The sequence below is a fragment of the Streptomyces cadmiisoli genome, from assembly GCF_003261055.1.
Taxonomy (GTDB): Bacteria; Actinomycetota; Actinomycetes; order Streptomycetales; family Streptomycetaceae; genus Streptomyces; species Streptomyces cadmiisoli.
In genome coordinates this window covers 905,199-919,867 of sequence record NZ_CP030074.1, presented here as the reverse complement: position 1 = coordinate 919,867, position 14,669 = coordinate 905,199, and the positions used below count along the sequence as shown (strand labels likewise).

Below are 14,669 nucleotides of genomic sequence, written 5' to 3'. Positions count from 1 at the left end.
GAGCGCTATGGACTGGATGCGGCGCGAGGGGGGCGCGCCCGGGCTGGGTCCGTGGAGGACGTCCTGGGGCGGGAGCGGATCGCAGGGGCCGCAGAGACGACGGACGGAAACATTCCGTGACGTGCGATACGCACCGTCACATGGATCAAGGAAAGCATCCGTGGTGAACCGCGGTACAGAGCCTGCGAACTAGTGTGATCAACGGCTGGAGTGCGGGCCAGGCGCGCAACGGGGGACGGTGCGCGCCGTTTGCACCGCCGTGCGCTGTAGCCGGGTTCGCATGTCCCTCGGCAGTGGTGGCGCTCCGCGGGCAGGGTGAGGCCGGCGGTGGCTGCGTCGGGATTCTGCGGCCTGTCTTGCGGCGGGCTTCAGTGCGCTGCGGGGGCCGTTTCGCCGTGGATGAGGCCGAGTTCGTCGTCGATGTGCAGCAGGTGGTGGCCGAGCTGGACTGGTTGCGGACGGTCCGGATCGTGCGGGAGGAGGACGAGGTCGGCGAGCAGGGGGTGCTGTTGCCAGGCTTCGGGGCTCTGGTGGTCCTGGGTAGCGGCAGCGGCCCAGGCGCTGGGGACCGGCACGGTGTGCTGCAGGACGGTGCGGATGGCGGCTGGGCACAGGTGAGGTCCCTGGAGCAGGGGAAAGCGGCCGGCTGTGTCGAGGGTGGGCGGGTGGCCGGGACGCCGGTAGGAGGCAAGGACGCGGCGGGGCCGGTCGTGCGGGCGGGTGGCGGCCTGCGCGGCGGTCAGTTTCTGGCGGTGCAGGTCGGCCAGGGAGGCGACACGGTCGTGCGGGGGGATGAGATGGATGGTGCTGGTGTGCTCCTCGGCCCGCTCGGCGGCCAGGTGCTGCTCGTGGAGGGCGGCGAGCGGGCCGGACCAGGTGGCCGGCAGGCCGGACTGGTGGACGAGTTCGACCAGGTGCTGGGCCTGCTCGGGCAGGGTGATCCGCTGGTGGCCGGGCAGGGTGAGCAGGTGGGCGCTGGCGTGCTGGAGGTAGGGGTGGTCAGTGGCGGCCCAGGCCTCGGGCAGCAGGGTGGTGCGGTCATGGTCGATAGGGTGCAGGACGGTGAGGCGGGGGCCGCGGGCCCGGATCCAGGGCGGACGCGGGGTGATGCCGGGGGGACGTTCGTCCTGCCAGGCTTGTTCGAAGCGCCACAGCCGTCCCGCGCGCTGGATCAGCCGGGCCAGCGAGGTGAGGTCGCTGACCACGAGGTCGGCGTCGATGTTGAGGCTGAGTTCCAGCAGACTGGTCGTGACCACCACCAGCCGTTCGGGGCGCGGCCCGAACGGGCCCAGCTGGGTACGGACCCGGGCCAGCGCCCGTTCGAGGCAGTGGCCGGGGAAACGGGCGTGGACCAGCAGCAGGTCTTGCGGGCCTGCGGGCCATTCAAGGAACTGCTGCAGGTAGCGGTAGGTGTCCTGGGCATCGGCGACCGTGGCGCACACGATGACGGCGCATCCGCCCAGCCGTGCCACGGGGGCGACTGCGGCGGCGATACGGGCCAGCCGCTCCCCCGTTCTGGCCCGGCGCGCCGGAACCTCGAGGCGCCGGTAGCGCGCCGGGGCCAGGCGGAGTGTGATGGTGCGCTGCTGCGCGGCGGCGTGCCGGGTGCGTACATCACCAAGGATGACAGCAGTCTGGGCAGTGGCGGCGTCGGCGAACAGCCAGCCCGGGTAGGGCACGGTGAACTCGTCCTCGCGCGCGATCAGATCGCGTCTGCGGTGTCCGGCACCGGCCAGGTAGGAGTACAAGAGTTCGCGTGCCGTCTGTCCCGGCAGTGTCGCCGAGAGCACGACCACCGGAGTGCGCAGGCTACCGAGCCAGTGCAGCAGCCGCAGCAGGATGCGCCGGCTGAACGCGGTGAGCGCGTGCGCCTCGTCGACGACCACGCACTTGCCCGACAGGGACAGCATCCGCAGGGCACTGTCGCGTACCGGGAGCGCGGCCATCAGTGCCTGGTCGACGGTGGCGACGGTGAACTGGGCCAGCAGTGCACGGTCCCAGCCGCGTACCCAGCCGTCCGGGAGGATCCGCCGCCAGGTCCCGCTCTTCCCACCGTTGCCTGGCGGCCGGCAGTCGTCGTCATCGTCTTCGTCGGTGTGGGGGTCGTCGCCGGTGCAGGTGGGGACGTCGCCGGGGGCGAGCATCTCATCGGAGTAGGCGGCGTTCAGCCAGCTGTGGTTGTGCACGAGCGTGAGCACGGCCGGGGTGGGACGGTGCGCATGAAGATAGCCGCACAGCGTGTCGTAGGCGGCGTCCGCGGTGGCCGTGGTGGGCAGCAGGAAGCACAGTCCCCGGCTGCCGCACGCGTCGTTGAGGATGCGGGACGCCTCCAGGGCAGTGACGGTCTTGCCCGCGCCAGTGCCGTCGGTGACCAGCACGATCCCGGCGCCCCGTGCATCGGCCAGCTGGGGAAGGCTGTCCAGGATTGATGCCTGAAGTGGGTTCGGGGCGCGCAGGTGGGGATGCGCGGTGATAAACGGCAGCACCGGCAGGTCGATCCGCGCCAGCCGTGACTCCTCCACCACTTCACGGGCCTTCCATCGGGCCCAGGCGAAATGCTGGGCAGCACCGTAGGCGGGCGCATCCGCCCGCGGCGCCCACACCTTGCGCTGGCTGGCCAGCCGGTCGGCGGCCATCACCAGCCCGGTCATCAGTACCGCCGCCGTGACCGACACCTGCCCCGGCACCGTTTCGGCACCCGTCAGATGCCGCACCTGAGCGGCGTAGCGGTAACGGATCTCCTGCCACAGCCGGCCGCCGAGATCGACCTGCACGCGCCGGACGCTGGCCGCGCCGTGCACATCGAGCTGCGGGAAACGTCCATGGTGACCGCCGGCAATCTGCGCCATCCGCACGGCCGGGCTGGCATCACCGGACAGTTCGTAGCCCATCTCCGCGAGGATCCCGACCAGGGCATGCACGGAAGCCCGCTCGTGCCGCATCAGTCTCCAGCGGCCCGCATCGGCCCGCAGCTCATCGCTGACCCGTGCCCACGCAACCGGCTCGCAGGCCTGGAAACGGCTCACTTTGCCCAAATCATGCAGGCCTGCGATGAACATCACCACACAGCAGGCCTGCGCCCGGCTCATCCCCAGCCCCGCCGCGACAGTGTCACGCTGCGGCCCGGTCAGTAGCCGGTCCCACAACTCCCCCGCCACCGCAGCCGTATCGAGCATGTGGAACAGCACCGGATAGATCAGCCCATGACGGGCACAGTACTTACCCCACAGACACAACGTCAGCCCGTTGATCCTGCTGTCTTCCACTACCCCCACGCCTGCGCTCCCCCTCCTGACAGCCACCGAAACCGAACACGTCGCCCTCTACCCCGCCACGCCCCGGCAGGTCGCCGACTGCTTCCCACAACCGCCCTCTTGAGTGAAATAGCTACAAAGAACGCAATATCAGCTCTGGAAACAGGACAGACTGCCTCAGTCACCCTGCCCACACCGACATCACGCAAGGGCAAAGTCACCACACAAGCGCAGGTCAAAGAGAGTCCGTCCCCCATAAGCGGAGATGCACCGGTGCCGAGGAAGTCGACCTCGGTGGTGTCGGCGTCCACCCGCACACGCGGAGATGCACCGGCCGTGTCGCACATCGCCTCGCAGTTTCCGGCGTCCAGCCCGCACGAGCGGAGATGCACCGTGATCGCCCGGGTCATCGACATCGCCCATACCGGCCACCCCGCACGAGCGGAGATGCATCGATGACCGCCCCGGGAGCCCTCCTGGCCGTCTCGTCCACTCCGCACACGCAGAGATGCAATGCACCGGCCTCGTCGGGAATCTGCGCCACCTGGACTAATGCCTACACCGCACGCGCGGAGATGCACCGTACGACGCGACCTACCAGCGTGCCGAGGAAGATCCCACCTGCACACGCGGAGATGTACCGGTCCGTCCGCCCTGCCGCTTCCTCAGATGCGGATCCACCCCGCGCGCGGAGATGCACCGTTCGGGCACTTCGAGGCTGGTTGCGATGCCGAGTTCACCCCGCAGCGCAGCAATACACCTACCGTTAGTCGGGGTAAGTCCCACTGGCGCGCGTCCACCCGCACGCGCAGGGATGCACCGATCGACGGAACGAACGCGCGGATCGTTACCCTGTCCACTCCGCGCGCGGAGATGCACCAGACGTGACGGACACATCCAAGAGCCCGCGGGCGTCGAGTCCGCACACCCGCAGAGATGCACCAGTCAGCAGCACCCACATACCTCGGGGGCATTTCACCCATTCCGCATACGCGGAGGTGCAGCAGCACTCGCCCCCCTCACGGCCAGCCAGGGCGGGTTCGGTCTGTGAACGCAGAGATGTACCGCGGCGGGTCGCAATCCGCAGCCCCGCCTCGAAGGCCAGCGCGCACACGCAGAACCGTCACCGAAGACCGTGACGCTCGCACACGCGGAGAAGTAGTGATGTACCGCGCTTCAAGCCCATAGACCAAGACAGGTACTCCGGACCCACGAACCAAGATCAAATCTTCTACGCGATTCGCATCGGAATGTCCTGCGCTTTTGCGTGACTTGCCACGATCACGTTTCACGCAATGTCACGTCATAGAACCAACACACCAGCTCAACAGAGCGTTCCAGGTGACATTCCGGTGAGAGAGATCTTGGACGTTTCAGTGTGAGACAACAGACAGCGTGTCGCGGACGGTCTGCGCAACGGCCTTGGCGTGCTGCGCAAGGTCGCTGTCGAGTGCCGCCATGTCCCCGCTCGCGGTTCGGCCCGTGATGACGATGGGACCGGCCAGCGGGTACAGGGAGCATGCCACGCCAGGCACTCGCCCAGGCCCATGCGGCCAGGTTCTGGGGAAGTCCTTGCTTCGGCCCGTTGCCGTGAATGTGCACAACGGCACCCCGGTGGTGAACCCTTGGTCGACGGCGTCGGAACCGACGTGTTCCTGGATCTCGATGCGCGCATCGGGCGCGGCAGTTTGAGGTCCGTGACCGTGGCGTCCGGGTCGATGCGCAGTGCCTACATGGGTCCTCCTCGTCGGTCCACGAGCAGGGCTGCGCAAGGACGCGGTGCACACGGCTGCGCAATGATCGCGATGTCGGCGCAATGGAGTGCTGACCTGGTGCTTCTTCTGATTGCGTAGCCTGCTGGGCATGTCGGGGAGACGGGGTGCCCAGCCGGTGCGCGGTGACGCCCCCTACTGCTGCGATTCGGCGTGGTGGCGGATGAGTGCCTGCCAGCGGCGTTCGAAGTCGGCGGCGTTCTCGGCGACGTAGTCGGCGGTGATGGGCCTGTTGTACTGCGCAGTGACCCCGTGGCCGGCGCAGTCATGCGCAACGGCGTCGAAGGGCGGCTTGGCACTGCGCGCCCGGTGCGCGGCCCAGAGGCTGTAGACCCGGAACGGCATCAGGTAGCGCCGCAAGGTGGAGGGGCTCACCGGCTTCCCGCCCCGGCCATAGAGGCCTTTGCCGGCCAGGAACGCGGACAGCTGCTCGGCCTTGACCGGTTCTGCACCGGTCTCGGCCTGGTACTCCATCCACGCCAGGTAGTAGCGGTCGACGGTGGTCAGGGCGACGACCACCCCCGTGACGGCGCCCTCGTCCGGAGACTCGTCATCGATGGCGGCGTTCACGCGCGGGGTGCGTTGCTCCTTTGCGGCCCGGGCGCCCGCGCCGGCCGGCGCCGCTTCGGGTTCTTCTTCAGACCGGGGGACCTCTTCGGCGACCTGCTCGTCAGGGTCGGCGGCGGCAGTTGCGGCGGGCGGTTTGCTGCTGGCGATCTCACGCTCCTCAAAGCTCGTGACGAAGGCTGCCAGGTCCGCGCCGGTGATGGGTCGGCTGCCGTCTGCAGTGATGGCGTCCCGCTCGTACACGTAGGCAGCAAGATCGGCTGCATCCGGATACGTGCCGAACTGCTGCGCGTAGGTGCGCCAGGCGCTGTGGAAGTAGTCGTACCACTGGTCGGCCGGCTCCGCTCCGCCGGTGCCAGCAGGCTCTTGGCTGACGAGCGCATAGCGTTTCTGCAGGACCCGGAGCAAAGACTGCACCTGGTCCTCGGAGAGTGGTTCCCCGGATCCCGTGGAGATGCCGTAGGTGTTACGGAGCCAGACGGCCCACTGCGTGGGGGACGGCTCGGCCTGGAACTGGGCGAGGAACGCCTGGTAGGCCTCGGCGAACCGATCGGCCGCTTCATCGGCCGACTCCCGCCGCTCGTCCGGTCGCCCGGGCGCAGGGGTTGGGACGGTGTCCTTGACCGGCTTCGGCTCTGCGCTCTCCAGCACGGCCGCTCCCTGCTCCCGCGGTGCCGCCGTCTCGAGGACGGTGTCTTGCGCCGGGGCCGCGCCGGTGACCCGCTCGACGGTGAACTGGATCGGTGGCTCCTCGATGCCGGCGGCTGCCAGACCAGCGAGCGCGGTCTCGGCGAGCGGGACGCCGTACCGGGCCAGCCGCAACGGCATCAACGCCTCGACGGGGGCCTTGCGACGCCAGGCTCGGCCGAAGCGGGAGCGCAGGCTGGACTGGTAGACCAGGCGTTCCCGCTCCAGCTTGATCACTTGCTCGTAGGAGCGCAGCTCCCACAGCTTCATACGGCGCCAGAGCAGAAACGTGGGCACGGGCGACAGGAGCCAGCGGGTGAAGCGGACGCCCTCCATGTGCTGGTCCGCGGTGATGTCGGCGATCCGGCCGATCGCGTGCCGCGCGGCCTCGACCGACACCACGAACAAGACCGGAATCACGGCGTGCATGCCCACGCCCAGCGGGTCCGGCCAGGCCGCCGCGCCGTTGAAGGCGATCGTGGCCGCTGTCAGCAGCCAGGCCGTCTGGCGTAGCAGCGGGAACGGAATGCGGATCCAGGTCAGGAGGAGGTCCAACGCGAGCAGGACACAGATGCCCGCGTCGATGCCGATCGGGAAGACGTAGGAGAAGTTCCCGAAGCCCTTCTGGACGGCCAGCTCGCGGACGGCCGCGTACGAACCAGCGAAGCCGATACCGGCGATGACGACGGCACCGGCAACCACCACACCGATCAGGACCCGATGCGCCCGCGTCAGCTCGGGTATCGCACCCTTCCCCGCAGCCACGTCCCACTCCCCCATCCCAACCTCACAACTGAGCAGTTCTCACACTCCCACGATGCGGGCCGGGTTGTGGCCCATCAGGATCGACTCTGGGCAGAACGTCCACGAAAGCTGATCAATGAGGCCATCAGCGGGGCATGCAGCAGGCGCTCGGAGTCCCCTGCCGTGCCTACGGACAACAGTGCGGGCCCTGTCCCCAGGCCGAGGGGGCAGGCACCGCGCGTGCACGATATTCCGTCGGAATAAGAGCACCCGGCAGTAGGCGCTACTTCAGGCGTTTGGTGGTGGGGCGACCGTCCCATCGGTAGAGCGGGGTGGCGCGGCGGATGAGCATACGGAGCGTGACGATGGCGGCGGACAGGTAGAGGTAGAAGTCGACGACCCGGCTGCGTTTCTCGGTGCAGCGTCGCAGTTTGCCGAAGCCGTTCATCCACGCGTGACTGCGCTCGACCACCCATCTCTTGCCGGCCTGGATGGGAGCGGGCACGCCCTTGCGGGCGATCTCGTCGGTGAAGCCGAGTTCCGACAATGCGGCCCGGGTCTTGTGGCTGTCGTAGCCACGGTTCAAGTTGACATTGACCTGATCTGGCAGGGATCCGACCTGCTCCTTCGCGGCCTCCAAGGTGGGCACGAGCAGCGGTGAGTCGTGCCGGCTGGCCCCGGCTGAGACGATGCCCAGCGGGATGCCGCGGGCCTCGGTGGCCACCGAGCGCTTCAGGCCCTGCTTGCCCCGGTCCGCTGGGGAGCGCCCGGCGGCCTCGCCACCGCAGGGAGCCTTGGTGATGCAGCCGTCCACGGACAACTCGCGCAACTCAAGGCCGATCATCCGGTCGTACGCCTCAAGCACCAGGGCGTGCAACTGCCCGGCTATTCCGAGTTGGGCCCAGTAGGCGACTCGTCGTCGGATGGTGCGGTCCGAGCATCCAGGAGTTGCGAAACGCTCGTAGCCGGAGCCGTGCACCAGGGCGGCGATTACGTGGTCGAACACCACGCGGTCCGCGATGCGCGGGTTGTGGCAGCCCAGCGGGTGGCTGTCCACGTGCTCCGGTAACAGCGTCGCGAACTGGTCCCACAGGGGTTCGAGCAGGCATGATGGCAGGACAGGCACGGGCCCTCCGGTGATCACTGAGCGTAGAGAACTCCATGATCACCATGGCTCGTGCCTGCTCGACTTCCGGGGTCGCCCTCATCAACGAGACACGCCTACCGCCGGGCGCTCTTCATGATGTCCAGGTTGGCCATCGCCACCGCGCAGGCGGTGGGGTGCCCGATGTAGGTGTATCCGATTGGGAAGCCGGGGCCGCCGGTGACCTCCGCCGCGACCTGTTCGGTCGTCAGGACGGCGCCGTGCGGCACATAACCAGAGGTGATGCCCCTCGAAGACCTGCCGCCAGGTCAATAAACAGCCTATACCAGATTGAGTCCATTTGCCGGAAACCAGGGTGCTTCATGGACTCGAAACATTTCCTGCAGCATTTCAGAAGCCCCTGGTCTATTCTCTCTTATCGCACCGGCCTTGCGCAAAGTTATCGCATTATTTCCGCCCATATACAGGGACGAGAGGGAGTCCACATCAAGTTCGACATCGCCCATTTGAGACGTGGGTGTGACAGTCACCTTGCCACTTTCATCTACCGTCAAAAGCCAACATCCGCTACAATATCCGAGCGAATCTCGAACTGAAATCGCAATGCTCCCACTCGCCGCGTAATTCCGAACACTCAACACCTTGGCAATATCTAGAATTCGAAGCCACAGGGTGGGATTGCTCCCCACATGAGCAGCGCCTGGATCATTTAGAAGAAGCGGCAAAGGGTCATCGATTGGTATCGAGTCAACGATGACAGAATCAACATTACTCAACGAAAATATGTAACGCCAGATAGCATTTCTCGCCGCATCGTCCAGGAAAATATGATCTACTACTCGGAGCGTAGCATTCTTCCCGCACTCTCCGGACAGCGTCGCTTCATATATGGCGAGCCCTGTTATATTTCCGGCACCGTCTTGATGGACGACATAAAATGGTTGAATTGCGCGCCGGGACAGGAACCATTCGCCCGTAACGTCAGACCACCACGCAGGTTTTCTGTCTGCCGCGCCAGCTTGCATCTCCTGAAACTTACGATAAAGGTTCGGTCCTAGATCTCTGACCTTTTCACCCGTTATCAAAGACACACTGCCCTCTAGAGAGGCGCCAAGGCTCTCATTCCATGCGTTCTTCGGGTTCGATACTTTGATATATCCGTTCTTAACTGCTGGGCCAAAACCATAGCGGCCATACAAGGTGTATTCTGTGGGAACTAGCATCGCCATGACCATACCTTCGCTCACGCAGGAAGCGAGAGCGGTATGCATCATCCTATTCAGGATTCCCCTGCGGCGGTGTGTGTGTGTAACTGCTACGCTAGTAATCCCTGCTGCAGTTACCCTGTTTCCTCCTGGCACCACAATACCATAGGGGGATGATCTAAACGTTCCAACACACTCATTATTCTCGTATGCACCGAAAACCTCTCCGTCGACGAACCACCTCTCCTGGCTAGCCATGTCGATTCTTGTTGGATGCATAAAGTACGCAGATCGCTGCACCCTAACCCATTCTGCAAGTTCATCAGTGGTAATTTGACGCACACTCACCATATAGAGTTCTCCAAAACCAAAATACCGGGCGCGAAAACCCCGAAATTCAGGAACTAACGTTGCGTACAGAAGCAAACCGAATTGTCTCGCGCCGAGACAGTGAAGCGTGCCGTTTTGTATAACCTGTGGCGGCAAAGACGGATATTCACGGCTACCAGATAATGATTCTTCACTTGACTACCCGAGCCACACCCAGTCGATAAAGCTTCTTCGCTATTTCAACGGAAGCCCTTTCGCTGATACTTGGAATAAAATCAGCAGGACGCCAGATCCTGTCATTACTCGCGTCGCCACCGACAAGAATCGGCAAAAATACGTCCGCCGCTGGTTTCTTGAGAGTGACTACGGTTCGCGCAAGATTCAACCGAACGCTCCCATTCTGACATCGTGAAAGCGACAATACACTTTCAGGAATAATTCGCAGAGCTGTATTTTTATCTATCTTTTCTTGAATGAGTGGGTAACGAGGACTCGGGAGTGCGAGTCGAAGTTTCACTTGAGCATTTTTCATAGCCTGTGAAACGTCAAGATAATCCAGACCCTCCTTAATCCGTTTCAGGGCAGATTGAATTGCTATCCGCATTACCTCATCATTGAGTGCGGCCCCCCAGGGCAAATTTTCCCGGAGGTGCGGGACGTTTTCCTGCCGTGCAAGGCTGCTCAAAATTTCAGCAACAAGCCAATCGTATGTTCTCGGCCAGAAGACAAAACTAACGTGCCACGAATGCGTATCACCCTGTGAAGCTCTGCCAACATGCACCCAATCTCGAGGGATCCAAAGGCAATCTCCTGGGCCAAGTGTCACTTCCAGGTATGGGCTACTGTTTGCTGCATGTGACGCAAAGTCGCTGAACTCTACTCCTTCGGGGAGCGGCTTGTAGACGGTCCACCTCTTATAACCAGACACTTGATAAACAAGTACATCCGTCGGATCTGCATGTGCGGCGAAACCAGTATTTCCAGGAGGTGTTAGAAATCCTACGCACTCAACATTAGTCCCGATTTCTGCAACGAGTTCACGAACGAACTCACGCAACGGCTTCGAATATCGCTCAAGGTTGTTTATCGCCACGCTACTTCCCTGATCCAGGTGCGTGGCGATGTGATAGGGAAGAATCTCGCCTGAAAAGGCTGCGTCCGGAGTACGCGCTTGACGAGTGTAAGTACTAGGATTTACAGGATTACCATCGAGTACGAGGCGAATGCTGTCCTTTTGGTAAATCACCTCATCGAAAATTTCAGCAAGATCATCGGTGCTTACTACCTGCTCAAGTGGATTCTCTGCCAGATTCCAGGTCAGTGGGTAGGAAGGCGGCCTCCCCTTGAAAGCATCGGTTGATTCGGTCAGTTTCTCCATGGCAGCATATTTCACTATTCTACTCCTCACGTAATCTTTTAGGTAAGCAATAGTGTGTTGCAGTATGAATATTGGTCACTCTTTGCCATGCAATTGTCCTCTAGATAGGTTGTCTCATGGCTTAACGGCACAAGAAACGGTAGACGGCCTATTCGAACTCCGTAGACCGTCTACCGCTGTACTTCAGGTGACCCTATCGAGTGGGAGGGCCCACCTTCTTGATCTTGTTCTGTTCGCCGCCGGCTAGATCCTGAAGCTCCTCCTCTTCGATAAGCTCCTCCTCTTCGAGAGTGAGACTTTCCTCGCCACTCTTTTCATCGTTCATAGCACTCACCTCATTCAGTAACGTGACGTGAACTTATCACGGATTGGACCTTCGTGAAGCTAGATGCACTGCTATTCTCGGTCCCTTATCGGTGTATCTACACAAACCTCAATCCTTCATTACGGTCCGTCTTTCGGGCTGGCCGTTTCGGTTGTTCGGGCTGGTGGCTCTGCTGCCGTTCTCCTGCTGCGAATCAGGGAATAGACTGCCGCAACCAACCGTTTTGACCGAGTACAGATGACTTAGGGTTTTTGTTGGATATCGACTGGTTCTGGTGGGGTGGGGTGCGGTGAGGAGGGTGTTTGAGGTGCCAGGTAGACATCTTGCGTTTGATGACGCGGGGGTTGCTGCGTGGCCTGCGTGGTGAGAGGAGTCGGCGGCCCGCCACAGGGCGAAACCGGTGCTGCCAGATCGGCCATCAGCAGCATCCCCGGCTAATCCGTCCCAGTAGAGCGGAAACCAGATGCTGTTCGTGAACCGCTAGGCTCGATCTTGCGTGAGGGTCCGCCGACGGAGTCGGGGGACCCTTTCGCTTTCCGGAGCTGATGGTGGGCAGGCCGGCGGCCCGGTTGTCGCTTCGGGTGGGCGCCGGGCCACTGCTCCGGGTGGGGTGGTGCTGTCGTCGGGATAGGGCGCCTGCTGGTCAGCCGGGGTCGGGCAGGAGGGCGAGCCGTTGTAAGGCGGCGGTGATCTCCGTGGCCCAGGGCTCGTGCCGGGCACGGCGGAGGATTCTGCGTCGGCCGGTGGTGACGAGTTGGGCGGCTGCGGAGAACAGGCGGAACCGCAGGCGGCCGGGTTCCCGGAGTCGGGCCTTGCCGGTGAGGGCGAGCACGGACATCCAGGCCGGCAGGTCGAGGGCGGTCGGGACGGTCTCGAGCCAGACGTTGTTCTGGGCTGCCCGGTGCAGGGGCAGATTGCACGACGGCCGGGGTCCAGGCCGAGTAGGGGACCTTCAGCACGTGTGCGGGCGGGGGCTTGGTCGACCATGCCCCCGCCAGTAGCGTTGCAGCATGGCCCCGGCCCTGAGTGCCTGGGGCCAGCAGGCTGGCTGGGGCTGCTGGGACCCCGGTTCCCCTCTCTCTAACGGGCTTGGCAGTGCATCAAGGCCCGGGTGGCTGGTCGGTCGCAGGAGGAGGTGGGGGCGGGGCGAACCAGGTGTTCCGGCAGAAGCTGAACGCGCAGTTCAGGAGGATCTGGTGACGTCGGATAGCGGCATCGGAGCGGACCTGGAAGTCGGCCCAGCCGAATTCGTCCTTGACCAGTTTGTAGCTCTGCTCGACCCAGTGCCGGAGCCCGTAGATCCGTACGATCTCGGCAAGGTCTGCAGACGGGGGTAGGGGGAGTCGACGGCGCGCGGGCTGCCGGGGCGGGGCAGGTCGGTGGCCGGGTACCAGGTGGCCTTGGCCGGCAGGGTTGCGGGGTCGGCGCTGGCCACGACCAGGCGGACATTCCCGTTTGGGCCCCACCAGCCCAGCTGGGATTCGGCGGCGCACCAGGTGGCGGTGTGCCCGTCGCGGAAGGTGCGATCGACGCGTGACCAGCCCCCAGGATGTTCCGCATCCTGCCAGGTCAGGAAGCGGGCGGCGTCGGAGGGAGCGGAAAGCGTGAGGGTCCACCGGCTCCGTCGGTGGACCCTCACGCAAGATCCAGGCAGTCACTGTACCCAACCAAATGAAGTTACATCCAACCTTATCACGGCTATAGACCAGCACAGCAAACACCCGGCCTCACACCGCGCATACCGAGAGTGGCTGGTGTGCTAAGGGAAGCAACCGCACCCTCTACCGAGAGACCGACCACAAAGCTCAATCCGTTTCGTTGACTTCACAACAGGGAGTACGCCTCACTAGTCAATATGGATGTCCAGAAGGAGAGGGTGTGGGCTCTACATCCTAGGCAGCGCAACGAAGGAACCCGCCGCGGAGGCACGTTTCTCGCGAGTTCAGCCGGTGGCTCATTGAGACCGTGGAGTCAACTGGGTAATTTGTGGCCTTTACCTTCAAAGGCTGCACTCTAAGAAATGCCCGCTATAAGTAAAGGCAGGAAAGAGATGTACGTCACTCCGGATCGACTCACCTCGATCGACTTGCGGTCATTCAAGAGTGACACTGAAGTGACAAACTCCGGACACGCGCGGAGCTTTGCGGAGACGTGGGAATTCATTAAGCCAATGCTGTCGAAGATTCCAATCACGCGTATTTATGACGCTTCGCCTATAGATTTTCTTAACATTCCGGTATGGCAGGCCGTCACCCCCTTGGCAAAAGACTTGACAGTTCATGGAGGAAAAGGAGCTACGAAAGACGCGGCCAAACTAAGTGCGGCCATGGAAGCCGTCGAACGCACTTCGGCAGAAACGTTGCCTTCGTGGCGGATCGTGAGGGGCTCCTTCAGGGAACTGGCAAGCTCAGGAGCAGTCGACCCAATGAGATTCAATCTTCCGGTCGATACTTCATATAGGGATGATGCTCCCTTTTCGTGGACTGGGGCTTACGACCTGATCAGCAAGGATTACTTCTTGGTGCCGACCGACCTAGTAATTAATCCTACAATGGAAGGAATCGTACCGCGAATAGAAACTAATGGACTGGCCTCTGGAAATACGTATTCAGAAGCCACCCTTCATGCGTTGTGTGAACTCATAGAAAGGGATGCCGAAGCCAAGGAAGATTTTTATACCGCCCATCACGATCCCGCATTTTCTCCTCGCAGACCTATCAAAAATATCGATATAGATACCATCACAGTAGCAAGGAGTCTAATCGACAGACTGAGAGAGGAGGGCTTGGACTTGCGCGTGCAGGATGTGACCAGTGAAATCCAAGTGCCAACTTTTCGAGCCCTAATTCTGGATCATCATTTCTTCGGGAGGGAGGGTGCGCTTACCGTCTTTCCTGGCATGGGGTGCGAACTTGATCCGGCCCGAGCGGTTATCCGGGCAATTACCGAGGCTTGCCAATCACACAGCGCCTTCAGTACGGGTGCCCGCGAAGCATTTGATGGTGTTCTTCACGAAGATCGGCCAGCCGTATGGAAACGACTCAGATCGTTGTACGATAAGCCAGGTGTGATGCCTTTTCCGCAAGCCGAGAGCGGGAGCAGTGCTGATAATATATTGGCGAATCTATGCACGGTCGTTAATCGATTGCGGGCTGCCGGCATAGATCAGTGCCTTGTATCAGAGGTAACCAGAGAGGATCTTGGAATTCCCGTGGTTCGAGTCATTGTTCCCGGCCTTGCCTTCCCATTCGGTGTCTCCTCAAGAACTCCTACCCTCCGCATGCTGGAATCGGTGATTTAAC

At 62.6% G+C, this 14,669-nt stretch carries 8 protein-coding genes and 2 pseudogenes; 1 reads left to right on the top strand and 9 read right to left on the bottom strand.

The features are described from left to right. Positions 1–368 precede the first annotated feature (368 nt). From DN051_RS47465 to DN051_RS48090, 9 genes and pseudogenes are all read right to left on the bottom strand, one after another. Positions 369–3,275, bottom strand: a complete 2,907-nt coding sequence (locus tag DN051_RS47465) for a CRISPR-associated endonuclease Cas3'' (RefSeq protein ID WP_112443346.1) — start codon at positions 3,273–3,275, stop codon at positions 369–371. 1,886 nt (positions 3,276–5,161) lie between these two features. After that, complete coding sequence (locus DN051_RS47145; protein ID WP_246041243.1) at positions 5,162–7,045, bottom strand: DUF2637 domain-containing protein; 1,884 nt, start codon at positions 7,043–7,045, stop codon at positions 5,162–5,164. 262 nt (positions 7,046–7,307) lie between these two features. After that, positions 7,308–8,150, bottom strand: a complete 843-nt coding sequence (locus tag DN051_RS44450; RefSeq protein WP_112443416.1) for an IS5 family transposase — start codon at positions 8,148–8,150, stop codon at positions 7,308–7,310. Between the two features lie 95 nt (positions 8,151–8,245). After that, positions 8,246–8,398, bottom strand: coding sequence for a hypothetical protein (locus DN051_RS44445; protein ID WP_246041242.1), 153 nt, complete (start codon positions 8,396–8,398; stop codon positions 8,246–8,248). A 51-nt stretch (positions 8,399–8,449) separates the two neighbouring features. Then, positions 8,450–9,685, bottom strand: coding sequence for a GNAT family N-acetyltransferase (locus DN051_RS44440; RefSeq protein WP_112443344.1), 1,236 nt, complete (start codon positions 9,683–9,685; stop codon positions 8,450–8,452). 169 nt (positions 9,686–9,854) lie between these two features. Then, positions 9,855–11,042, bottom strand: coding sequence for a JmjC domain-containing protein (locus DN051_RS44435; protein WP_112443343.1), 1,188 nt, complete (start codon positions 11,040–11,042; stop codon positions 9,855–9,857). 193 nt (positions 11,043–11,235) lie between these two features. After that, a complete protein-coding gene (locus tag DN051_RS47460; protein WP_281289081.1) occupies positions 11,236–11,367 on the bottom strand; it encodes a hypothetical protein in 132 nt (43 codons plus the stop codon). Positions 11,368–12,010: 643 nt separating this feature from the next. Then, a pseudogene (locus DN051_RS44425) lies at positions 12,011–12,283 on the bottom strand (transposase); the annotation flags it as partial. A 187-nt stretch (positions 12,284–12,470) separates the two neighbouring features. Next, positions 12,471–12,961: pseudogene (locus tag DN051_RS48090) on the bottom strand (IS701 family transposase); the annotation flags it as partial. Between the two features lie 426 nt (positions 12,962–13,387). Between DN051_RS48090 and DN051_RS44415 the strand changes: the two are divergent. Next, positions 13,388–14,668 carry a YcaO-like family protein gene (locus DN051_RS44415; protein ID WP_112443341.1) on the top strand — a complete coding sequence of 427 codons (1,281 nt, stop codon included), beginning with the start codon at positions 13,388–13,390 and terminating at the stop codon, positions 14,666–14,668. Position 14,669: the final 1 nt, after the last annotated feature.

Bases quoted from the DNA above. Each gene is read 5' to 3' on its own strand.
- DN051_RS44440 (WP_112443344.1), bottom strand. From the start codon at position 9,685: ATGGTGAGTGTGCGTCAAATTACCACTGATGAACTTGCAGAATGGGTT.
- DN051_RS44435 (WP_112443343.1), bottom strand. From the start codon at position 11,042: ATGGAGAAACTGACCGAATCAACCGATGCTTTCAAGGGGAGGCCGCCT.
- DN051_RS47460 (WP_281289081.1), bottom strand. From the start codon at position 11,367: ATGAACGATGAAAAGAGTGGCGAGGAAAGTCTCACTCTCGAAGAGGAG.
- DN051_RS44415 (WP_112443341.1), top strand. From the start codon at position 13,388: ATGCCCGCTATAAGTAAAGGCAGGAAAGAGATGTACGTCACTCCGGAT.